Genomic DNA, 21123 nt, shown 5'->3' on the forward strand with positions numbered 1-21123 from the left:
GCACGAGGAATCGCATGTCACGTCTAGCTACACATAATTGCATTTGCTGACATGGACACGAATCTCGACGGGAAAGGTTTTGTCGATGAAGAAGAAGAAAAGGATCCCGCGCCTGCGCGCCGCCGCATTGCTGCTCGCACTCGCGGCGACCGGCGCCTCGGCCCAGATCGTGATCGGCCAGTCGGCCGACCTGTCGGGGCCGGTGGCGGCCAGCGTGAAGGAGACGATCATGGGCTCGCAGCTGGTCATCGACCAGGTCAATGCCCAGGGCGGCATCAACGGCGAGCAGATCGAGGTCATCCGCATGGACGACGGCCTCGATGCCAAGCGCTCGCTCGAGAACTCGCGCATCCTGATCGAGGACAAGAAGGTGGTCGCGCTGCTGCTCAACCGCGGCACGCCCAACACGCTCGCGGTGATCCCGCTGCTCGACAAGCACGGCGTGCCGCTGGTCGGCCCGTCGACCGGCGCGATGGCGCTGCACAAGCCGGTGCAGAAGAACATCTTCAACGTGCGCTCCACCTACCAGCGCGAGGCCGAGAAGGCGGTGGTGCACCTGCAGACCACGGGCATCCAGCGCATCGCGGTGGTGCAGGCCGACGACTCCTTCGGCAAGGACGGCCTCGAGGGCGCGAACCGCGGCTTCGAGAAGGCCAACCTCAAGCCGGTGGTGATCGCGCTGGCCGACCGCAACAAGCCCGACTTCGCGGCCATCGTGCCGAAGCTCGTCGAGGCCAATGCGCAGGCCGTGCTGTGGATCGGCTCGGGCACTTCGGTGTCCGACGGCGTGAAGGCGCTGCGCGCCGCGGGCTCGGCCGCGCAGGTGGTCACGCTGTCGAACAACGCGGCCTCGGGCTTCATCAAGGACCTCGGCAGCGCGAGCCGCGGCGTGATCATCACGCAGGTGTTCCCCTACGAGCGCTCGTTCGGCAATCCGCTGATCAAGGAGGCCCTGGCGCTCGCCAAGGCCAAGGGCCAGGAAGACCTGTCGCCCGCGCTGCTCGAAGGCTTCGTGGCGACCAAGGTGCTGGTGGAGGCGCTGCGCCGCACCGGGCCGAAGCCCACGCGCGCGCGGCTGCTGGCCACGCTCAATGCCTTCCAGTACGACCCGGGTGGCGGACTCGACATCTCGTTTTCGCCGACCGATCACACGGGCATCGAATACGTCGACCTCTCGATCGTGAGCGACGGCCGCTTCAAGCGCTAGGCAGCGCTTCGGAGATTTACTTCGGCGCGCTCGCGGCCGCAGCCGGTGCAGCAGGCGCCGGCTCGTGCACTTCCACGCCGTGCTTCTCGCCCGACATGTCGACCTTGTCGCCGGCCTTCGAGATCACGTACAGCGCGATGGCCGCGAAGATGGCGAAGCCGACTGCGATTTTCCACATGGGTTCTGTCTCCTGGGATGGGTAATGCGGGGTTCAAGAAAAAGGCCTCACGCCGAGGGTCGGCATGAAGCCTCTTTGTTGAACGGAGGACGCGTAGCGCCCTCCTTTCATCGGCGCCTTGGCGCTCAGTCGTGGGCGTAGATGTCCACGTCCTTCGTTTCGCGGATGAACAGCGTGCCGATCACCAGCGTGACGCCCGCGATGATGATCGGGTACCAGAGGCCGTTGTACATGTTGCCGGTCGAAGCCACGATGGCGAAGGCGGTGGTCGGCAGCAGGCCGCCGAACCAGCCGTTGCCGATGTGGTACGGCAGGCTCATCGAGGTGTAGCGGATGCGCGTGGGGAACAGCTCGACCAGCATCGCGGCGATCGGCCCGTAGACCATGGTCACCAGCAGCACCAGCCAGAACAGCAGCAGCACCGTCAGCAGCTTGTTCATCTTCGCGGGGTCGGCCTTGGCCGGGTAGCCCGCGATCTTCAGGTCTTCGGCCACGCCCTTCTTGAAGGCGGCGATCTCCTTGGCGGAGGCTTCGTCGAACTTGAGGTTCACGACGTTGCCGATCGGTGCTTCCACCGTCTTGTCGCCGATCTTCACGACGGCCTTCGAACCCGGCGCGCCGGCCACGTTCTCATAGCTCACCGAGTTCTGCACCAGGTAGCGCTTGGCGATGTCGCAGGAGCTGCGGAAGTCGATCTCGCGGGCCACCGGATTGCCCTGGAACGAGCAGGTCGCGGGGTCGGCGGTCACGGTCACGCCCGCGGTGGCCTGGGCCTTCGCGAGGTCGGGGTTGGCGGCCTCGGTCAGCATCTTGAAGACCGGGAAGTAGGTCACCACGGCCAGCAGGCAGCCGGCCATGATGATCGGCTTGCGGCCGATCTTGTCCGACAGCGTGCCGAAGATCACGAAGAACGGGGTGCCGAGCAGCAGCGCGGCGGCGATCATCAGGTTGGCGGTGGTCGCATCGACCTTGAGCTGCGCGGTCAGGAAGAAGAGCGCGTAGAACTGGCCCGAGTACCAGACCACGGCCTGGCCGGCGGTCAGGCCCACGAGTGCCAGGATCACGATCTTGAGGTTCTTCCACTCGCCGAAGGATTCGGCCAGCGGCGCCTTCGAGGTCTTGCCCTCGGCCTTCATGCGCTGGAACGCCGGCGATTCCGACAGCGACAGCCGGATCCACACCGAGATGCCCAGCAGCAGGATCGAGACCAGGAACGGAATGCGCCAGCCCCAGTCGTTGAACACCGCTTCGCCCAGGCCTTCGCGCACGCCCAGGATCACGATCAGGCTCAGGAACAGGCCGAGCGTGGCCGTGGTCTGGATCCACGAGGTGTAGGCACCGCGCTTGCCGTGCGGCGCGTGCTCGGCCACGTAGGTGGCGGCACCGCCGTACTCGCCGCCGAGCGCGAGGCCCTGCAGCATGCGCAGCGCGATCAGGATCACCGGCGCCGCGACGCCGATGGTCGCGTAGCTGGGCAGCAGGCCGACGATGAAGGTCGACAGGCCCATGATCAGGATCGTGACCAGGAAGGTGTACTTGCGCCCGATCATGTCGCCGAGCCGGCCGAACACGATGGCGCCGAACGGACGCACCAGGAAGCCGGCCGCGAAGGCCAGCAGCGCGAAGATGAAGGCCGCGCCCGCATCGAGGCCGCTGAAGAACTGCTTCGCGATGATCGCCGCGAGCGAACCGTAGAGGTAGAAGTCGTACCACTCGAACACGGTTCCCAGCGAAGAAGCGAAGATGACCTTCTTCTCCTCCGCCGACATGGGCCGGGGGGCCGGATGCGGCACTCCCCGTGAATCTAGTGTGGCTGCCATTGATCGTCTCCTGTGTATGCGTTCATGCGGCGCCCGAATTCGGGACCGTGGGGCATTCTTGGAGGCGCGACTGACCCGAGCCTTTCGCGAAACTGAACGGGCGCTTACGGATTAAGGTGAAACCCTCGACGCACGTTTCAGCCTGTAAGAAATGCAGCGTCGGTGCTGCGGATGCTCAGTTTTTGCTGCTGCGCAGCAGGGCCGGACGCTGGTCGGCCTCGGCCCATTGCGGGCCATCGAACCAGGCATCGCCCGCGAGGTAGGCGCGCAGCATCGCGAGGCCGTCGAAGCCCCAGAACAGCCGGCCGTCGACCGCATAGGCCGGCGTGCCGAACACGCCGAGCGCGATCGCGTCCGCGGTATTGCGCTGGAGCAGGGCCTTGCTCTCGTCGCTGCCGGCATCGCGACGCGGTTGCAGTTGCGCGGTGAGCGCGGCCAGCCGCGCGGGATCGGCCGCCTCGAGGCCGCCGCGCCAGACGTGGCGGAAGACGGTCTCGGCCACCAGCCGGCTCACGCGGCCGTCGTCGGAGGTGGAGAGCGCGAGCCGCAGGTGCGCGAGCGGGTTGTAGGGATGCGAGGCCGGCATCGCGATCTCGATGCCGTGCTGGTGGCCCAGCCACAGCACGTGGCGGTAGGTCCAGCCGCGCTTGGCGGGAATCTCGGCCGGCCCGAGCTGGCCGTGCGCCTTGAGCACCGCGCCCAGCAGCACCGGCCGGTAGTCCACGCTGTAGCTCAGGCCCTCGAGCGCCTGCGGCAGCTGCTCGAACGCGAGATAGGCATAGGGCGAGATGAAGTCCAGGTAGAAGTCGATGTGCTTCATGCGTCGATGTCTCCGATGGCCGGCGCGCGCCAGATGCCGGCCCGGGCCCGCCACTCTATCGCGCGCCAGACCTGCCGCCGCTCGTCGTCCTCCATGCGGCTCCAGCCCGCGATCTCGGGGATGGTGCGCAGGCAGCCCTCACAGAAGCCGCTGAGCCGGTCCATGCGGCACACCGAGCTGCAGGGCGAGGGCACCGGCTCGGCCCGCTCGCGCAGCTCGGCGGCGCGGTCGGCCAGGGCCTGTGCTTCGGCGACGTTCACGCCGCGGCCACCACCACGTCGGCCACCGGCGCGCCCGTGAGCGTCTCGAGGTCGTGCGGGCGCAGCTGGAACACCGCATGCGGATGGCCCGCGGCGGCCCAGATCTCCTCGAAGCGGAACAGCTCGCGGTCGATCAGCACCACCGGCTTCGTGACATGGCCCACGGGCGACACGCCGCCGATGGTGAAGCCGGTGCGCGCCTTCACGAAGTCGGCGTCGGCGCGGCCGGTCTTGCCGACGATCGCGTCGACCTTCTTCTCGTCGACGCGCCGGTCGCCCGAGGTGATGACCAGCACCGCGACCTCGTCGCTCTTGCGCCGGAAGATGATGCTCTTGGCGATCTGGCCGACCGCGATGCCGAGCGCGTCGGCCGCCTGCTGCGCGGTGCGGCAGGCGTCGTCGAGCATGCGCGGCGCATGCGGATGGCCGGCGTCCTGGAGCACGCGCGCGACGCGCTGGACACCGTCGGGAAGGGAATGGAGTTCGGAGCCGCACATGGCTTGGGTCTTCGGAGTTCGTGGGGGCGTGCGCCCCGCGTTGCAGGCACCCGAGCATACGAAAAAGCCCCGGGCGCCGGCGCCGCGGCCGCGCGGCCACCCTTTCGGGCACCGCACCAATGCGGACAGCGCCGCACCGCCGCCGCGCCACTTTGGGTGCGATTGCGGTGCGCGCACGGGCCGCCACCGCTCTTTTTCGGCGGCATGGATATTGCTCGACCCCATCGCGGACCTCCCGGCCTGGGTGGGTCCGCAGTGCCTCCGCTAACGACGGCGGGGTTCGAGCGAGCCGATGGCGATGAGCCACCGGATTCGTTTGTCCATCCGATTATTCGCATCCGTTCCGTCGCGGAGGCCCCCTGCCGCTGTCGCCCCGACAGCCCCGGTGGCCTGCATCCGAGGACCGGCTGCCCCCGCAGGACCTCACCATGAAAATCGCAGTCATCGGCCACGGCATGGTCGGCCACAAGTTCCTCGAGCAGCTCCACGCGCTCGGCATTCCCGGCGCGGAAGTCACCGTCCTGTGCGAGGAGCCGCGGCCGGCCTACGACCGGGTGCACCTGTCCGAGTTCTTCGCGGGCAAGACGGCCGAAGACCTCTCGCTGGTCGAGCCCGGCTTCTTCGAGCGCAGCGGCTTCACGCTGCGCCTGGCCGCGCGCGCGGTGGCGGTCGAGCGCCGCAACAACACCGTCACCACGGCCGACGGCGAGGTCGTGGCCTACGACAAGCTGGTGCTGGCCACCGGCTCCTTCCCCTTCGTGCCCGCGGTGCCGGGCCGCGACCGGCCCCACTGCTTCGTCTACCGCACCATCGAGGACCTCGAGGCGATGAAGGAATGCGGCGCGCGCTCGCGCAGCGGCGTGGTGGTGGGCGGCGGCCTGCTCGGCCTCGAATGCGCGAAGGCGCTGCGCGACATGGGCCTCGAGACCCACGTGGTGGAGTTCGCACCGCGGCTGATGGCGGTGCAGGTCGACGAGGGCGGCGGCCGCGCGCTGCGCGAGAGCATCGAGGCGCTGGGCCTGCACGTGCACACCGGCCGCAACACGGTGGAGATCGTCGACGGCGCCGCCGCGCGCCACCGCATGGTGTTCGCCGACGGCAGCTACCTCGAGACCGACATGATCGTGTTCTCGGCCGGCATCCGCCCGCGCGACGAACTCGCGCGCCAGTGCCTGCTGGCCGTGGGCCCGCGCGGCGGCGTGGCGGTCGACGACCACTGCCGCACCAGCGACCGCGACGTCTACGCGATCGGCGAATGCGCCTCGTGGAACGAACAGACCTTCGGCCTGGTCGCGCCCGGCTACGACATGGCGCGCGTGGCGGCGCGCCACATCGCGGGCGAGCAGGAAGCCGCCTTCACCGGCGCCGACATGAGCACCAAGCTCAAGCTGATGGGCGTGGACGTGGCGAGCATCGGCGACGCGCACGGCAGGACGCCGAAGTCGCGCGCCTACCAGTTCATCGACGAGCGCAAGAAGGTCTACAAGAAGATCGTCGTCAGCGAGGACGGCAAGCTGCTGCTCGGTGCCGTGCTGGTAGGCGATGCTGCCGAATACGGCACCCTGCTGCAGATGGCACTCAACGGCATCGCGCTGCCCGAGGATCCCGAGTTCCTGATCCTGCCCTCGAGCGACGGCAAGGCGAAGCCGGGCCTGGGCGTCGAGGCCCTGCCCGACAGCGCCCAGATCTGCTCGTGCAACGACGTCAGCAAGGGGCAGATCTGCGCGGCCGTGGGCCAGGGCGCCTGCACCCCGGCCGCGATGAAGGCCTGCACCAAGGCGGGCGCCACCTGCGGCGGCTGCGTGCCGCTGGTCACGCAGGTCATGAAGATGGAGATGGCCAGGCGCGGCATGGCGGTCGACAACCACCTCTGCGAGCACTTCCCCTACTCGCGCCAGGAGCTCTACCACCTGATCCGCGTGGGCGAGATCCGCAGCTTCGCCGACCTGCTCGCCAAGCACGGCAAGGGCCTGGGCTGCGACATCTGCAAGCCCGTGGCCGCGAGCATCTTCGCCTCGTGCTGGAACGAGTTCGTGCTCAAGAAGGACCTGGCCGCGCTGCAGGACAGCAACGACTACTTCCTCGGCAACATCCAGAAGGACGGCACCTACTCGGTGGTGCCGCGCATGCCGGGCGGCGAGGTCACGCCCGACGAGCTGATCGCGGTCGGCCAGGTGGCGAAGAAGTACGGCCTCTACACCAAGATCACCGGCGGCGCGCGCGTGGACATGTTCGGCGCGCGCGTCGAGCAGCTGCCCGCGATCTGGGAGGAACTGATCGCGGCCGGCTTCGAGTCGGGCCATGCCTACGGCAAGTCGCTGCGCACGGTGAAGAGCTGCGTCGGCTCGACCTGGTGCCGCTACGGCGTGGACGACAGCGTGGGCCTCGCGGTCGAGCTCGAGAACCGCTACAAGGGCCTGCGCGCCCCGCACAAGATCAAGTTCGGCGTCTCGGGCTGCACGCGCGAATGCGCCGAGGCGCAGGGCAAGGACGTGGGCGTGATCGCCACCGACAAGGGCTGGAACCTCTACGTCTGCGGCAACGGCGGCATGAAGCCGCGCCATGCCGAGCTGCTCGCGAGCGACCTGTCGAAGGCCGAGCTGATCCGCCTGATCGACCGCTTCCTGATGTTCTACGTGCGCACCGCCGACCGGCTGCAGCGCACCAGCACCTGGCGCGAGAGTCTCGAGGGCGGCCTCGACTACCTCAAGGGCGTGCTGCTGCAGGACACGCTGGGCCTCCACGCCGAGCTCGAGACCCAGATGCAGGCCGTGGTCGACACCTACCAGTGCGAGTGGAAGACCGCCGTCAACGACCCGGCCACGCGCCAGCGCTTCCGCTCCTTCGTCAACAGCGACAAACCCGACGAGCACATCGTGTTCGTGAGCGAGCGCGGCCAGAAGCGGCCCGCGCGCGCCGAGGAGCGCACCGAGGCCGCCGACGTCTCGATGGCCTGATGCACAACGAAAGAGGAAGAGCCCCATGACCCAGCAAGACCTGCACTGGACCGCCGTGTGCGCGGCCACCGACATCCTGCCCGACACCGGCGTGTGCGCGCTGGTCGAGGGCGTGCACGTGGCGATCTTCCGCGTCGGCCAGGAGGCCACGCTCTACGCCATCGACAACGTCGATCCGAAGGCCGGCGCCAGCGTGCTCTCGCGCGGGCTGGTCGGCAGCCTCGGCGACCGCGTCGTGGTCGCCTCGCCGCTCTACAAGAACCACTTCGACCTGCGCAGCGGCGAATGCCTCGAGGCGCCCGAGCACTCGGTGCGCGCGCATGCGGTGCGCGAGCACGAGGGCCGCGTGCTCGTCGCGCTGGCCTGAGCCGCGCTCCCCTTCCCCGGCATTCCACTTCTTCCCAAGGATCCCCATGGCCTACCTAGCCCCCGCCGAGTTCGTCACCAAGATGGTCGATGCCGGCGAATCCAAGCTGCTGATGTCCACGCGCGACACGCTGATCCGCTCGTACATGGCCGGCGCCATCCTCGCGCTGGCGGCGGCCTTCGCGGTCAGCATCACGGTCAACACCGGCAATGCGCTGGTCGGCGCGATGCTGTTCCCGGTCGGCTTCATCATGCTGTACCTGCTGGGTTTCGACCTGCTGACCGGCGTCTTCACGCTGGCGCCGCTCGCGGTGCTCGACAAGCGCCCCGGTGCCACCTGGGGCGGTGTGATGCGCAACTGGGGCCTGGTGTTCGTCGGCAACTTCGCGGGCGCGCTCACGGTCGCGGTGTTCATGGCGATCATCTTCACCTTCGGTTTCAGCGAGGCGCCCAACGCCATCGGCGAGCGGCTGGGCCACATCGGCGAGGGCCGCACGGTCGGCTACTCCGCGCACGGCGCGGCCGGCATGCTGACGCTGTTCATCCGCGGCGTGATGTGCAACTGGATGGTGTCGACCGGCGTGGTCGCGGCCATGATGTCGACCACCGTCTCGGGCAAGGCGATCGGCATGTGGATGCCCGTGATGATCTTCTTCTACATGGGCTTCGAACATTCGATCGTCAACATGTTCCTGTTCCCCACCGGCCTGATGCTCGGCGGCAAGTTCACGCTGATGGACTACCTGATCTGGAACGAGCTGCCCACCGTGATCGGCAACCTGGTCGGCGGCCTGAGCTTCGTCGGCCTCACGCTCTACGCCACGCACTACAAGACGGCGCCCAAGCGCGTCGCGGGCTGATCGCGCGCCCATGGCCGCCGGGCGCCCGCCGCGCGTCACGCTGGGCCAGCACTCGCTGGCCGGCGTCGGGTCGGCGGTCAACCAGGACTTCCATGGCGCGATGCTGCCCGAAGGGGCGCAGCGCGCCGCCAAGGGCATCGCGCTCGCGCTGGCCGACGGCATCGGCTCGAGCCGCGTGAGCCAGGTCGCGAGCGCGGCCGCCGTGCGCGGCTTCCTCGAGGACTACTACGCCACCTCCGACGCCTGGTCGGTGCGCCGCGCGGCGCAGCGCGTGCTGGGCGCCACCAACTCCTGGCTGCATGCGCAGACCATGCGCAGCGACGCGCGCTTCGACAAGGACAGCGGCTACGTCTGCACCTTCAGCGCGCTGATCCTCAAGGGCCGCGAGCTGCACCTGCTGCACGTGGGCGATGCACGCATCTACCGCGTGCACGCGAGCGCGCTCGAGCAGCTCACCGACGACCACCGCGTGCATGTCTCGTCGGTGGAGTCGTACCTGGGCCGCGCGCTGGGCGCGGGCCCCAACGTCGAGATCGACTACCGCTGCTGGGAGGCCGAGGCCTGCGAGGTCTACCTGCTCGCCACCGATGGCGCGCATGCGCACCTCGATGCCGCCGCCGTGAACGACGCACTGGTGCGCTGCGCCGGCGACCTCGACGCGGCCGCGCAGCGCCTGGTGCAGATCGCCCGCGCGCGCGGCGGCCAGGACGATGCCACCGTGCAGCTGCTGCGCATCGACGAACTGCCCGCGCCCGATGCGCCGGCGCTGCCGCTCGAGCGCGAAGGGCTCGCACTGCCGCCGGTGCTCGCGCCACGCGACCGCTTCGAGGGCTTCACGCTGGTACGCGAGATCCACCTGAGTTCGCGCAGCCATGTCTACCTCGCCACCGACGACGCCAGCGGCCGCCCCGCGGTGCTGAAGCTGCCCTCGGTGGACCTGCGCGAGGACGCTGCCTACCTCGACCGCTTCGTGCTCGAGGAATGGGTGGCGCGGCGCATCGACAGCCCGCACGTGCTCAAGGCCTGGCCGCTGGAGCGCGCGCGCGGCCACCTGTTCGTGGCGATGGAGTACGTGGAGGGCCAGACGCTCGCGCAGTGGATGGTCGACCACCCGCGGCCCTCGCTCGACAGCGTGCGCGCCATCGTCGCGCAGCTCGCGCGCGGCCTGCAGGCGATGCACGGCAAGGAGATGCTGCACCAGGACCTGCGGCCCGAGAACGCGATGATCGACCGCGCGGGCACGGTCAAGCTGATCGACCTGGCCGCCACCCACGTGGCCGGGCTCAACGACGGCGGCGGCGAGCCGCGCGCACTCGCGATCGAGGGCACGCCGCAGTACACCGCGCCCGAGTACTTCACGGGCCAGGGCGGCACGGCGCGCTCCGACCTGTTCTCGCTGGCCGTGATCGCCTACCGCATGCTGAGCGGCCAACTGCCCTACGGGCTGCAGGCTTCGCGCATCCGCGGCGCGGCCGATGCCCATCGCCTGCGCTATGTGCCGCTGCGCCAGTTCCGGCCCGAGCTGCCGGCCTGGGTCGACGCGGTGCTGCAGAAGGCGCTGCATCCGCAGCCCGCGAAGCGGCAGCAGGCGGTGTCGGAGTTCGCGCACGACCTGCAGTCACCGGGCGCCGAGTTCCTGCGCGCGCGAATGCCGGCGCTGATCGAGCGCCGGCCGGTGCTGTTCTGGCAATGCACCACGGTGCTGCTGGCCGTGGCGGTGGTGGTGCTGCTCGGTCTGCGCGCCTTCGGGCGCTGAAGACGCTCAGCCCGCGCGCTTGGTGCGGATCGCCTTCGAAGCGCGCGAGTTCGGCTCGCGGCCCAGCGCTTCGCTGATGTAGACGCCGGCGTCGATCAGCTTGTCGAGATCGATGCCGGTCTCGATGCCCATGCCGTGCAGCATGTAGACCACGTCCTCGGTCGCCACGTTGCCGGTCGCGCCCTTGGCATAGGGGCAGCCGCCGAGGCCGGCCGAGGACGACTGGAAGTTCCAAACGCCCAGCTCGAGCACCGCCAGCGTGTTGACCAGCGCCTGCCCGTAGGTGTCGTGGAAGTGGCCGGAGATGGCGTCGACGCCGAAGTGGGCCAGCGTGGCCTCCATCGCCGCCTGCACCTTGCGCGGCGTGCCCACGCCGATGGTGTCGGCCACGTCGACGCGCTGCACGCCGATGCCCTTCATCAGCTGCGCGAGGTAGCCGACCTTGGCCGGGGCGATCTCGCCTTCGTAGGGGCAGCCGACCGTGCACGACATCGCGCCGCGCACGCGGATGCCTTTTTCGAGCGCCGCGGCCACCACGGGCGCGAAGCGCTCGATGCTCTCGGCGATCGAGCAGTTGATGTTCTTCTGGCTGAAGGCCTCGCTGGCGGCGCCGAACACCACGATCTCGTCGGGCCATTCCGCGCGCGGCGCGGCGATGGCAGCCTCGAAGCCCTTGAGGTTGGGCGTGAGCACCGAGTAGCGCACGCCGGGCTTGCGCTTTATGCCGTGCATCACCTCGGCGTTGTCGGCCATCTGCGGCACCCACTTCGGGCTCACGAAGCTGGTGACCTCGATCTCCTCGAGGCCGGCGTCCTGCAGCCGGTGCACCAGGCCGATCTTGGTTTCGGCCGAAACCGGCTGCTTCTCGTTCTGCAGCCCGTCGCGCGGGCCGACGTCGACGATCTGGACGCGGGTGGGGAGTTTCATGGCTTGTCTCTGGTGTCGCGGGAGGATGGAAAAGCGGGATCCATTGTCCGGCAGATGGGCCCGGCCTGCCTGGTACACAAGGCGCGGAAGGTAGCAATGCGCGCCAGAGCGGTTGCAAATGGTGCCAGTCGTTGACTAGCCGTCGCTGCGCTCGAGCATGCTGGTGCGGAACGCCATCTTGCGCACGATGGCCGCGAAGGCGCGCGTGGGCGCCGCCTCGCGCGCCTTCGGCGCCCACAGCATGCCGGGCGTGCGCACCGGCGTCGGGCTCTCGAGCCGCACGGTCGCGAGCCCCGAGTTCGGCAGCACCGCGTTGGCCGAGACGATGGCCGCGAGCCGCGTCTTCGCCACCAGCCCCATGATCGGCGCCAGCGTGTTGATCTCGGCCACCACCTGCGGCTCGGCGCCGCAGGAACGGAAGCACTCGTCGAGCATCTGCCGCGTGGCGAAGCTTGCGGGCAGCAGCGCCATCGGCAGCCGGTGCAGCTCGACCATGCGCAGGCGCTTGCGCCGCGCCAGCGGATGGTCGTGCGCCACCACCAGCACCATCTCCTCGTTGTAGAGCGGCTCGAACTGCAGCGGCCCGGGCTGGGCCGGCCGGTAGGCGATGCCGAGGTCGAGCGTGCCCTGCTGCAGCCGCTGGCCGATCAGGTCGGCCGCGAGTTCGTCGACCCTCACGCGCACGCGCGGATAGCGCTGCTGGAAGCCCGCGATGCAGTCGGGAATGAAGCCGAGGTTGAAGGTGTGGGTCGAGCCGATGCGCAGTTCGCCGGCCGCCTCCTGCGGGTCCTCGCGCAGCGCGCCGAGGCCGCGGTCGATCTCCTGCAGCGCGCGCGTGGCGTGATGCAGGAAGGCCTCGCCGGCCTCGGTCAGCGCCACGCGCTTGCCGATGCGGTCGAACAGCGGCCGGCCCAGTTCCTCCTCGAGCTGCTTGATCTGGTGCGACAGCGTGGACTGCGTGACGTGCAGCCGCTCGGCCGCGCGCGTGAAGTTGAGCGAGCCGGCCAGGGCGCTGAAGTAGCGCAGGTGCCGCAGTTCCATGGAGGCCTTCCGTTGCGTCGAACGATCGATGCCATCGATGGTATCCATGCAAAACCATCATTGTTAAAAATCGGGCCGCCTGCATAGAGTTCGCTCCCATCCCGCGAGGGCATGACACGACACGACAGCAGGAGACACACGAGTGCACAAGGTCCTCAGCGGCATCAAGGTGCTGGAGCAAGGCACGTTCATCACGGGCCCGGCGGCCGGCATGTTCCTGGCCGACCTCGGCGCCGAGGTGGTCAAGGTGGAGCAGCCCGGCAGCGGCGATCCGTTCCGTTCGTTCCGCGGCGGGCTCTACAGCCCGCACTTCCAGACCTACAACCGCAACAAGCGCAGCGTCACGCTCAACCCCAAGCTGGTCGAGGACGCGGCGGTGTTCGACGAGCTGGTGAAGGACTCGGACGTCTACATCCAGAACTTCCGCCCCGGCGCGGCCGAGCGGCTGGGCGCGGGCGAGACGCGGCTGCGCGAACTCAATCCACGGCTGATCTACTGCGCCATCAGCGGCTTCGGCCAGACCGGCCCGGCCGCGGCGCGCCCGGCCTACGACACGGTGGCGCAGGCGGCCAGCGCCTTCCTCAAGCTGCTGGTGAACCCGGCCAATCCGCGCGTGGTGGGCCCGGCCGTGGCCGACGCGATGACCGGCTTCTACGCGGCCTACGGCGTGCTCGGCGCGCTGGTCGAGCGCGGGCGCACCGGCCAGGGCCGCAAGGTCGAGGTCTCGATGCTCGAGGCCATGTGCCACTTCAACCTCGACGCCTTCACGCACTACTTCTCCGAGAACGAGATCATGGGTCCGTTCAGCCGGCCCAGCGTCTCGCAGTCGTACGTGCTCGAGTGCGCCGACGGCCTGTGGATCGCGCTGCACATGTCCTCGCCCGAGAAGTTCTGGCAGGGCCTGGCCAACGCGATCGAGCGGCCCGACCTGTTCCAGGATGCGCGCTTCGCCACGCGCGAGGGCCGCATCGCGCACCAGAACGACCTGATCGCGCTGCTCGACGGCCTGTTCCGCGCGCGCACGCGCGCCGACTGGTGCGCGCGGCTCGAGGCCGAGGACGTGCCGCATGCGCCCATGTACGACACGCGCGAGGCCATGGAGGACCCGCAGGCGCGCCACCTGCAGCTCGAGGTCAGCGCACCGCATCCCGAGGGCGGCGACTGGCGCACCATCCGCTCGCCCGTGAGCTTCGACGGCGAGCGCGCGCTCGAGGTCACGGCGCCGCCGGTGCTGGGCGCCGACAACGCGGCGATCGTCGAACCCATACGCCGACGCCTGCAGCAGCGCTGACGCATTCCCACCCCAGAAGAAAAGAACGGAGACAAGCCCCATGACCCCATCGAACGCCGACGAACTGACCCGGGCCGCGCTGCAGCGCCTGGACGGCGCGGCCGACCCGCGCTTCGCGCGCATCATGCAGTCGCTGATCGAGCACCTGCACGCCTTCATCCGCGAGGTCGACCTGCAGCCCGACGAATGGATGGCGGGCATCGAGTTCCTCACCGCCGTCGGCCAGGCCTGCGACGACAAGCGCCAGGAGTTCATCCTGCTGTCGGACACGCTGGGCGCCTCGATGATGGTGGTGATGCTCGACCAGCTGCGCGCCGCCGCGCGCGCCGGCAGGAACGGCGAGGCGCTGCCCGCGACCGAGACCACCGAGGCCACCGTGCAGGGCCCCTACTACTGGGACGGCGCGCCCGAGCTGCCACTGGGCGCCGACATCGCGCCGGGCGTGTGCGGCGAACCGGCCTTCTACAGCGGCCGCGTCAGCGACACGCGCGGCGAGCCGCTCGCGAACGCGCTGCTCGACATCTGGTCGGGCGACGGCGAGGGCGTCTACGACATGCAGGTCGAGGGCGCGGGCATGGCGGCGCGCGCGCGCATCCGCACCGACGCCGAGGGCCGCTACTGGTTCTGGTCGATCAAGCCCTCGTACTACCCGGTGCCGGTCGACGGCCCGGTGGGCCGCATGCTCGACGGCATGGGCCGCCATCCGAACCGGCCCGGCCACATCCACATGAAGGTGGCGGCCGAGGGCCACGTGCCGGTGACCACGCACCTGTTCGTCGCGGGCAGCCCCTACATCGACTCCGATGCGGTGTTCGGCGTGCGGCCCAGCCTGCTGGTCGACTTCGAGGCCCATGCGCCGGGCCGCGCGCCCGACGGCCGCGCGCTCGAGCGGCCGTACTGGTCCGCGCACTACGACTTCCATCTGCAACCCGCCACCTCGAACGCCCTCCCATGAAAATCGGCAAATCCACCGTCCCGCGCACCGCCATCTGCACCTCGGACGAACACACCATCGTCGTGCGCGGCCAGGACCTCTGCCGCGACCTGATCGGCCGCGTCTCGTTCTCGGACTACTTCTTCCTGCTGCTCACCGGCCGCCGTCCCGACGCCGCCTGCAGCGCGGTGCTCGACGCCACGCTGGTGGCGATCGCCGAGCACGGCCTGGTGCCCAGCGTGCAGGCCAGCCGCATGACCTTCGCGGCCGCGCCCGATGCGCTGCAGGGCGCGGTGGCCGCGGGCATCCTGGGCTGCGGCTCGGTGATCCTCGGCGCCTCGGAGACCGCGGGCCGGCTGTTCGCCGGCGTGGCGGCGCGCGTCGACGCGGGCGAGGCGCTCGACGCCGTGGCGACCGACACCATCCGCGCGCTGAAGGAAGGCCGCCAGGCCATCCCCGGCTACGGCCATCCGCTGCACAAGGCCAACGATCCGCGCGTGGACCGGCTGATCGAGGTCGCGACCGAGGCCGGCGCCGACCTGCGCTACGTGCAGATCGCGCAGGCGCTCGAGCGCGCCATCCCCGCCATCGTGGGCCGCGAGCTGCGCATGAACGTCTCGGCCGCGATCCCGGCCGTGCTGCTGGGCGTGGGCTTCCCGGTGGCCTCGCTGCGCGGCGTGCCGATCCTCGCGCGCACCGCGGGACTGATCGCGCACCTGGCCGAGGAGGCCGAGACGCCGAGCGGCTTCGCGCTGTCCTACCAGGCCACGCGCGAGCTGCAGTACGAGGGCGAGCTGCCCGCCGGCTTCGGGAGCGCGGCATGAAGCGCCGCCTGCTGCTGGCCGGCGCGCTGCTGGCCACGGGCGCGGCGCTCGCGCAGGCACCGGGCGCGGCGCGGCCGCTGAAGATCGTCGTGCCCTTCGGTGCCGGCACCTCGACCGACATCGTCGGCCGCATCCTGGCCGATGCGCTGGGCCGCCAGCTCGGCACCGGCGCGATCGTCGAGAACAAGCCCGGCGCGGGCGGCGCCATCGGCAGCGAGCAGGTCGCGCGCGCCGGCACCGACGGGCAGACCCTGCTGCTGGGCACGGTGGGCACGCACGCCATCAACCCCTCGCTCTACAAGCGGCTGAGCTACCAGCCGCTGCGCGACTTCGTGCCGCTGGGCTTCATCGGCGCCACGCCCACGCTGCTGGTGGTGCCCGCCGGCTCGCCGTGGAAGCGCGTGGCCGACCTGGGCAACGCGAACGGCAACGTGAACTTCGCCTCGGCCGGCAACGGCACCTCGGGCCACCTGGCCGGCGAGCTGCTCAACGTGCGGCTCGGCAAGAGCTTCATGCACGTGCCCTACCGCGACGGCGCGCAGGCCATGACCGAGCTGATGGCCGGCAACGTGCAGTTCATGTTCTATCACCCGGCCGCGGTGCTGCCGCAGGTGCGCGCGGGCAAGCTGCGCGCGATCGGCGCCTCGGGCGCGAAGCGCAGCGCCGCCGCGCCCGAGGTGCCCACGCTGATGGAGCAGGGCGTGAAGGACTTCGACCTCGTCGCCTGGTTCATGTTGTACGCGCCCGCCGGCATGCCCGCTGCGCAGCGCGACCGGCTGCGCGAGGCCACGCGCCAGGTGCTGGCCCAGCCCGAGGTGCGCGAGAAGCTCGCGCAGCAAGGCATCGAGCAGGCCGAGATGAATGCCGACCAGCTCGACGCCTTCGCGCGCACCGAGATCGCCAAGTGGGGCGAGGCGGTGCAGCGCTCGGGCGCGCAGGTCGATTGATCGGTTCGATAGGAAGTTCGATAAAAAAGCGGGACCTCCCGCGACAGGAGACAGACATGCGTACCCGATTCCAATGGCTGGCCGGCCTCTTCCTGGCCCTGGCCTGCAGTCTCGCCCTGGCCCAGGGCACGGCCTGGCCCAACAAGCCGATCCGCATCGTGGTGGGCTTCGCGCCCGGCACGCCGCCGGACATCTTCGCGCGGCTCTACGGCGACTACATGGGCAAGCAGCTCGGCGTGCCGGTGGTGATCGACAACAAGCCGGGCACGGCCGGCAACCTCGCGTCCGACACCGTGGCCAAGGCGCCGCCCGACGGCTACACCTTCCTCTACAACCTCTCGACCGCGTTCACGATCAACCCCTACATCTACGCCAAGCTGCCCTTCGATCCGCAGAAGGACCTGGTGCCGGTCGCCACCACGATGCGGCAGGGACTGGTGCTGATCGCGAGCCCGAAGCTGCCCGCGAAGTCGATCAAGGAACTGCTGGCCGCCGCGAAAGCGAAGCCGGGCTCGATCTCGCATGCCTCCTACGGCGCGGGCAGCCCCTCGCACTTGATCGTGGAATGGCTCAAGGACGAGACCGGCACCGACATGCTGCACGTGCCCTACCGCGCGAGCCCGGTGGCCGACGTGATCGGCGGCCAGGTCGACACGGTGATGGAGCCGATCGCCACCGGCTATCCGCTGATCAGCAGCGGCCGCGTGCAGGCGCTGGCCTATTCGGGCCCGAGCCGGCATCCGGCCATGCCCGAGGTGCCCACGCTCGCCGAGGTGGTGCCGGGCCTCACGATGACCTCGTGGCACGGCCTGTGGGCGCCGGCCGCGACGCCGGCCGCGATCCAGCAGCGCTTCAACGCCGTGATGATCGAGGCCAGCAAGGACCCCGATCTCGCGAAGCGCATCCGCGAGCTCAACAGCGAGCCGCTGGGCCTCACGCAGGCCGAGATGGCCGCGGCGCTGCGGCGCGACGCGGAGATCTACAGCCGCATCGTGAAGGCGAAGAACATCCGCGTCGACTGAGCTCAGTAGGACTTCGGCAGCCCGAGCGCCTTCTCGGCGATGAAGTTCAGGATCATCTGCGGGCTCACGGGCGCGATGCGCGGGATGTAGCTCTCGCGCAGCAGCCGCTCGACGTGGTATTCCTTCGCGTAGCCCATGCCGCCGAGCGTGAGCACCGCGTTCTGGCAGGCGTCGTGCGCGGCCTCGGCCGCGAGGTACTTGGCGGCATTGGCCTCGATGCCGCAGGGCTCGCCCGCGTCGTAGAGCGTGGCGGCCTTGAGCATCATCAGGTCGGCCGCCTCGAGGTTGGCCCAGGCGCGCGCGAGCGGATGCGCCACGCCCTGGTTCTGGCCGATCGGCCGGCCGAACACCACGCGCTCCTGCGCGTACTGCGAGGCGATGCGCAGCGCCGCGCGGCCGATGCCGATGGCTTCCGCCGCGATCAGGATGCGCTCGGGATTGAGCCCGTGCAGGATGTACTCGAAGCCACGGCCCTCCTCGCCGATGCGGTCCTCCTCCGGCACCTCGAGCCCGTCGATGAACAGCATGTTCGAGTCGACCGCCGCGCGGCCCAGCTTGTGGATCTCGCGCACCTCGACCTTGCTGCGGTCGAGCGCGGTGTAGAACAGCGTGAGGCCCTGCGTGGGCTTCTTCACCTGCTCGAGCGGCGTGGTGCGCGCGAGGATCAGCATGCGGTCGGCCACCTGCGCGGTCGAGATCCAGATCTTGCGGCCGTGCAGCCGATAGCCGCCATCGGCCTGGCGCAGCGCCTGCGTCTTCAGCCGCGTGGTGTCGAGCCCCGCGTCGGGCTCGGTCACGGCGAAGCAGGCCTTCTCGCGGCCCGCGATCAGCGGCGGCAGGAAGCGCTGGCGCTGCGCCTCGCTGCCGAACACCACCACCGGGTTGAGGCCGAAGATGTTCATGTGCACCGACGACGCGCCCGACATGCCCGCACCCGAGGCACTGATGGCGCGCATCATCAGCGCCGCCTCGGTGATGCCCAGGCCCGCGCCGCCCTGCGCCTCGGGCATGGCGATGCCGAGCCAACCACTGTCGGCCACGGCGCGGTGGAATTCGTGCGGGAACTCGGCGCGGTCGTCGTGCTCGCGCCAGTACTCGGCGGGGAAGTCTTCGCACAGCCGTTCGATGGCCGCGACCAGCGAGCGCTGGTCGTCATTGAGGGAGAAATTCATTCGCTGTCCTTCGCAGGATCCGGTTGCAGGGTGACGCCGCGCGCGAGCAGCCCGGCGATCGCGTCCTCGGCATAGCCGGCCTCGCGCAGCAGCTCCACGCTCTGCTCGCCGATGCGCGGCGCCGGGCGGCGGATCGAGGCCGGCGTGGCGCCGTAGCGGCCGACCGGCGCGAGCGTGCGGATGCGGCCCTCGCTCGGATGGTCGAGCTCGGGGAAGAAGCCGACGGCGCGCAGGTGCGGATCGTCGAGCAGGCTCTCGGTGCTGTGCAGCCGCGCGACCGGGATGTCGGCCGCCTCGAGCAGCGCGATCCATTCCTCGCTGCCGCGCGTGGCCATCACCTCGGCCACGAACGCATAGACCGCGCCGATGTTCGCGGCGCGCGCGGTGTGGGTGCCGAACATCGGCGAGTCGCGCAGCTCGGGCCGGCCGATCAGCGCGAAGAAGGCCTGCCAGTGCTTGTCGTTGTAGATCAGCACGCCGAGGTGGCCGTCGGCCGTGGCGTAGGGCTTGCGGTGCGCGGCCAGCAGGCGCGCGTAGCCGGTGGGGCCCAGCGGCGGCTCGAAGCTGTGGCCGCCGAGGTGGTCGCCCATCACGAACTGCGAAAGCGCCTCGAACATCGGCACCTCGACCGCCTGGCCGCGCCCCGTGCGCTGCGCGTGCAGCACGGCCGCGAGCAACGCGATCGCGGCCTGCAGGCCCACCGCGCGGTCGGCCAGGGTCACGGGCGCGTAGCGCGGCTCGCCGCCGCTTTGCTGCGCGAACAGCGAGGCCACGCCGGCCGCGCCCTGGATCAGGTCGTCGTAGGCGGGCTTGCCGGCATAGGGACCGTCTTCTCCATAGCCGAAGGCGCCGAGGTAGACGATCTTCGGGTTGACCGCGGCCACCGCCTCGTAGCCCAGGCCGAGCCGCGCCATCGCCTGCGGCCGCGTGTTGTAGATCAGCGCGTCGCAGCCGGCCGCGAGCCGCAGGCAGGCTTCGCGGCCCTCGGGCTGCTTGAGGTCGAGCACGATCGAGCGCTTGTTGCGGTTGAGGTGCAGCGCCATCGCGCCCATGCCCGCATGGCGCATCGGACCGACGGCGCGCAGGTTGTCGCCGCCGGGCGGCTCGACCTTGATCACGTCGGCGCCGAGGTCGCCGAGGGTCTGCGTGGCATAGGGCCCCATCACCACCGCCGTGAGGTCGAGGATGCGGATGCCCTGCAGCGGGCCGGTGGCGGCGGGCGACTCGCTCATTCGGGCTGGATCCCCGCGGCCTGGATCAGCTTCTTCCACTTCGCGAGTTCCGCCACCGTGAACGCGCCCAGTTCCTCGGGCGTGCTGCCGAAGGCATCGAAGCCCAGCTTGCTCACGCGCTCGCGGAAGGCCGCGCCGTTGGCCATCGCCGCGAGCACCTTGTTGAGCTTCAGCACCACGTCGCGCGGCGTGCCGGCCGGCGCGAACACGCCGTTCCAGGAGGTGATGTCGAAGCCCTTGAGCTCGGGCGTGTCGGCCAGCGGCGGCAGCTCGGGAAAGAGCTGGGTGCGCTCCTGCGTGGTGACCGCGATCGCGCGCATCTTGCCGGCCTTCACCGTCGCCAGGCCGGCCGCGAGGTCGACCACCATCATCGACACCTGCCCGCCGATCAGGTCGGCGATGGCCGGCGGCGTGCTCTTGTAGGGCACGTGCAGCATCGGCACGCCGCTCATGCGCGAGAGCGTGGCGCCGCTCACGATGCCGGTGCTGTTGCCGCTCGCGTAGCTGAGCTTGCCCGGATGCGCGCGGCCCCAGGCCAGCAGCTCGGCCACGTTCTTCACGGGCAGCTCGTTGTTGACCACCAGCATGAACGGCAGGTTGCCCATGCGGCTCACGGGCGCGAAGTCCTTCACCGGGTCGTAGGGTAGCGACTTCATCAGGCTCGGGTTGGCCGAGTGCGTGGTGTTGGTGGTCATGAACAGCGTGTAGCCGTCGGGCGGCGCCTTGGCCACGAGTTCGGCCGCGATCACGCCGTTGGCGCCCGCGCGGTTGTCGACGATCACCGAGCCCTTGAGCGCCTCGCCGAGCATCTGCGCCGTGATGCGCGCCACCGCATCGGTGCCGCTGCCGGCCGCGAAGGGCACGATCAGCCTGATCGGCTGCTTCGGATAGCCGTCCTGCGCGAAGGCCCAGGGCGCGGCACCCACGAGGCCGGCGGCGGCGCCGATGGCAATGAAACGGCGGCGCTGCGCCACCGCGACTGTTTCTGTCGCGTTCTTCGTCTGCATGGTGG

The 21123-nt window shown here is 70.0% G+C and carries 20 protein-coding genes; 10 read left to right on the forward strand and 10 right to left on the reverse strand.

Annotated features, from left to right (window positions below):
• Nucleotides 1-85 precede the first annotated feature (85 nt).
• Nucleotides 86-1207, forward strand: a complete 1122-nt coding sequence (locus R0232_RS30965) for an ABC transporter substrate-binding protein (RefSeq protein ID WP_296793741.1) — start codon at nt 86-88, stop codon at nt 1205-1207.
• A gap of 16 nt (nt 1208-1223) precedes the next feature.
• Here the strand turns inward: R0232_RS30965 and R0232_RS30970 are convergent, their stop codons facing one another.
• The 5 genes from R0232_RS30970 to R0232_RS30990 all read right to left on the reverse strand — a co-directional run bounded on the left by R0232_RS30970 (nt 1224) and on the right by R0232_RS30990 (nt 4782).
• Nucleotides 1224-1385, reverse strand: coding sequence for a hypothetical protein (locus R0232_RS30970; RefSeq protein ID WP_172705265.1), 162 nt, complete (start codon nt 1383-1385; stop codon nt 1224-1226).
• Between the two features lie 125 nt (nt 1386-1510).
• The gene (locus tag R0232_RS30975; RefSeq protein WP_208508650.1) at nt 1511-3205 is read right to left on the reverse strand and encodes an MFS transporter; all 1695 of its coding nucleotides are present in this window, start codon (nt 3203-3205) and stop codon (nt 1511-1513) included.
• A 175-nt stretch (nt 3206-3380) separates the two neighbouring features.
• On the reverse strand, nt 3381-4025 hold the full coding sequence (locus R0232_RS30980; RefSeq protein WP_296781182.1) for a 2-hydroxychromene-2-carboxylate isomerase: 645 nt from the start codon (nt 4023-4025) through the stop codon (nt 3381-3383).
• Nucleotides 4022-4285, reverse strand: a complete 264-nt coding sequence (locus tag R0232_RS30985; protein ID WP_431510533.1) for a DUF1289 domain-containing protein — start codon at nt 4283-4285, stop codon at nt 4022-4024. Before R0232_RS30985 ends, R0232_RS30980 begins: the two co-directional genes overlap by 4 nt.
• Complete coding sequence (locus R0232_RS30990) at nt 4282-4782, reverse strand: YbaK/EbsC family protein (protein WP_057590723.1); 501 nt, start codon at nt 4780-4782, stop codon at nt 4282-4284. The genes R0232_RS30985 and R0232_RS30990 overlap by 4 nt, the downstream gene beginning before the upstream one ends.
• Nucleotides 4783-5210: 428 nt before the next feature.
• Between R0232_RS30990 and nirB the strand changes: the two genes are divergently transcribed.
• The 4 genes from nirB to R0232_RS31010 are packed head-to-tail and all read left to right on the forward strand — an operon-like array spanning nt 5211 to nt 10721.
• Nucleotides 5211-7739, forward strand: coding sequence for a nitrite reductase large subunit NirB (nirB, locus tag R0232_RS30995; RefSeq protein WP_431510534.1), 2529 nt, complete (start codon nt 5211-5213; stop codon nt 7737-7739).
• Nucleotides 7740-7764: 25 nt separating this feature from the next.
• Nucleotides 7765-8106 (forward strand): nitrite reductase small subunit NirD, encoded by a 342-nt coding sequence (nirD, locus tag R0232_RS31000; RefSeq protein WP_395349961.1) that lies wholly within the window; start codon nt 7765-7767, stop codon nt 8104-8106.
• Nucleotides 8107-8152: 46 nt separating this feature from the next.
• Complete coding sequence (locus tag R0232_RS31005; protein ID WP_093348160.1) at nt 8153-8965, forward strand: formate/nitrite transporter family protein; 813 nt, start codon at nt 8153-8155, stop codon at nt 8963-8965.
• Nucleotides 8966-8975: 10 nt separating this feature from the next.
• Nucleotides 8976-10721, forward strand: a complete 1746-nt coding sequence (locus R0232_RS31010) for a protein kinase domain-containing protein (RefSeq protein WP_431510535.1) — start codon at nt 8976-8978, stop codon at nt 10719-10721.
• Between the two features lie 6 nt (nt 10722-10727).
• Here R0232_RS31010 and R0232_RS31015 read toward each other — a convergent pair whose 3' ends face one another.
• Entirely contained in the window at nt 10728-11648 is a 921-nt protein-coding gene (locus tag R0232_RS31015) for a hydroxymethylglutaryl-CoA lyase (protein ID WP_431510536.1), read from the reverse strand.
• A 135-nt stretch (nt 11649-11783) separates the two neighbouring features.
• Complete coding sequence (locus tag R0232_RS31020) at nt 11784-12689, reverse strand: LysR substrate-binding domain-containing protein (RefSeq protein WP_093348407.1); 906 nt, start codon at nt 12687-12689, stop codon at nt 11784-11786.
• 142 nt (nt 12690-12831) lie between these two features.
• On the opposite strand from R0232_RS31020, the gene R0232_RS31025 reads away from it, so the two are divergent.
• Genes R0232_RS31025 through R0232_RS31045 form a run of 5 tightly spaced genes read left to right on the forward strand, consistent with a single transcriptional unit; the run spans nt 12832 to nt 17707 of the window.
• A complete protein-coding gene (locus tag R0232_RS31025) occupies nt 12832-13980 on the forward strand; it encodes a CaiB/BaiF CoA transferase family protein (protein WP_431510537.1) in 1149 nt (382 codons plus the stop codon).
• A gap of 40 nt (nt 13981-14020) precedes the next feature.
• Nucleotides 14021-14935 carry a dioxygenase gene (locus tag R0232_RS31030; protein ID WP_431510538.1) on the forward strand — a complete coding sequence of 305 codons (915 nt, stop codon included), beginning with the start codon at nt 14021-14023 and terminating at the stop codon, nt 14933-14935.
• A complete protein-coding gene (locus tag R0232_RS31035) occupies nt 14932-15738 on the forward strand; it encodes a citryl-CoA lyase (protein WP_431510539.1) in 807 nt (268 codons plus the stop codon). The genes R0232_RS31030 and R0232_RS31035 overlap by 4 nt, the downstream gene beginning before the upstream one ends.
• On the forward strand, nt 15735-16685 hold the full coding sequence (locus R0232_RS31040) for a Bug family tripartite tricarboxylate transporter substrate binding protein (RefSeq protein WP_431510540.1): 951 nt from the start codon (nt 15735-15737) through the stop codon (nt 16683-16685). The genes R0232_RS31035 and R0232_RS31040 overlap by 4 nt, the downstream gene beginning before the upstream one ends.
• 56 nt (nt 16686-16741) lie before the next feature.
• Nucleotides 16742-17707, forward strand: a complete 966-nt coding sequence (locus R0232_RS31045) for a Bug family tripartite tricarboxylate transporter substrate binding protein (RefSeq protein WP_093348177.1) — start codon at nt 16742-16744, stop codon at nt 17705-17707.
• A 2-nt stretch (nt 17708-17709) separates the two neighbouring features.
• On the opposite strand, the gene R0232_RS31050 is transcribed toward R0232_RS31045, so the two are convergent.
• Genes R0232_RS31050 through R0232_RS31060 form a run of 3 tightly spaced genes read right to left on the reverse strand, consistent with a single transcriptional unit; the run spans nt 17710 to nt 21118 of the window.
• Entirely contained in the window at nt 17710-18879 is a 1170-nt protein-coding gene (locus R0232_RS31050; protein ID WP_431510541.1) for an acyl-CoA dehydrogenase family protein, read from the reverse strand.
• A complete protein-coding gene (locus R0232_RS31055) occupies nt 18876-20111 on the reverse strand; it encodes a CaiB/BaiF CoA transferase family protein (RefSeq protein ID WP_431510542.1) in 1236 nt (411 codons plus the stop codon). Before R0232_RS31055 ends, R0232_RS31050 begins: the two co-directional genes overlap by 4 nt.
• Complete coding sequence (locus R0232_RS31060; RefSeq protein WP_093348185.1) at nt 20108-21118, reverse strand: Bug family tripartite tricarboxylate transporter substrate binding protein; 1011 nt, start codon at nt 21116-21118, stop codon at nt 20108-20110. Before R0232_RS31060 ends, R0232_RS31055 begins: the two co-directional genes overlap by 4 nt.
• Nucleotides 21119-21123 lie beyond the last annotated feature (5 nt).

The organism is Variovorax sp. DAIF25 (assembly GCF_050711835.1).
Classification (GTDB): Bacteria; Pseudomonadota; Gammaproteobacteria; order Burkholderiales; family Burkholderiaceae_C; genus Variovorax.

Bases quoted from the DNA above. Each gene is read 5' to 3' on its own strand.
- R0232_RS30965 (WP_296793741.1), top strand. From the start codon at position 86: ATGAAGAAGAAGAAAAGGATCCCGCGCCTGCGCGCCGCCGCATTGCTG.
- R0232_RS30970 (WP_172705265.1), bottom strand. From the start codon at position 1,385: ATGTGGAAAATCGCAGTCGGCTTCGCCATCTTCGCGGCCATCGCGCTG.
- R0232_RS30975 (WP_208508650.1), bottom strand. From the start codon at position 3,205: ATGGCAGCCACACTAGATTCACGGGGAGTGCCGCATCCGGCCCCCCGG.
- R0232_RS30980 (WP_296781182.1), bottom strand. From the start codon at position 4,025: ATGAAGCACATCGACTTCTACCTGGACTTCATCTCGCCCTATGCCTAT.
- R0232_RS30990 (WP_057590723.1), bottom strand. From the start codon at position 4,782: ATGTGCGGCTCCGAACTCCATTCCCTTCCCGACGGTGTCCAGCGCGTC.
- nirB (WP_431510534.1), top strand. From the start codon at position 5,211: ATGAAAATCGCAGTCATCGGCCACGGCATGGTCGGCCACAAGTTCCTC.
- nirD (WP_395349961.1), top strand. From the start codon at position 7,765: ATGACCCAGCAAGACCTGCACTGGACCGCCGTGTGCGCGGCCACCGAC.
- R0232_RS31005 (WP_093348160.1), top strand. From the start codon at position 8,153: ATGGCCTACCTAGCCCCCGCCGAGTTCGTCACCAAGATGGTCGATGCC.
- R0232_RS31010 (WP_431510535.1), top strand. From the start codon at position 8,976: ATGGCCGCCGGGCGCCCGCCGCGCGTCACGCTGGGCCAGCACTCGCTG.
- R0232_RS31015 (WP_431510536.1), bottom strand. From the start codon at position 11,648: ATGAAACTCCCCACCCGCGTCCAGATCGTCGACGTCGGCCCGCGCGAC.
- R0232_RS31020 (WP_093348407.1), bottom strand. From the start codon at position 12,689: ATGGAACTGCGGCACCTGCGCTACTTCAGCGCCCTGGCCGGCTCGCTC.
- R0232_RS31030 (WP_431510538.1), top strand. From the start codon at position 14,021: ATGACCCCATCGAACGCCGACGAACTGACCCGGGCCGCGCTGCAGCGC.
- R0232_RS31035 (WP_431510539.1), top strand. From the start codon at position 14,932: ATGAAAATCGGCAAATCCACCGTCCCGCGCACCGCCATCTGCACCTCG.
- R0232_RS31040 (WP_431510540.1), top strand. From the start codon at position 15,735: ATGAAGCGCCGCCTGCTGCTGGCCGGCGCGCTGCTGGCCACGGGCGCG.
- R0232_RS31045 (WP_093348177.1), top strand. From the start codon at position 16,742: ATGCGTACCCGATTCCAATGGCTGGCCGGCCTCTTCCTGGCCCTGGCC.
- R0232_RS31050 (WP_431510541.1), bottom strand. From the start codon at position 18,879: ATGAATTTCTCCCTCAATGACGACCAGCGCTCGCTGGTCGCGGCCATC.
- R0232_RS31055 (WP_431510542.1), bottom strand. From the start codon at position 20,111: ATGAGCGAGTCGCCCGCCGCCACCGGCCCGCTGCAGGGCATCCGCATC.
- R0232_RS31060 (WP_093348185.1), bottom strand. From the start codon at position 21,118: ATGCAGACGAAGAACGCGACAGAAACAGTCGCGGTGGCGCAGCGCCGC.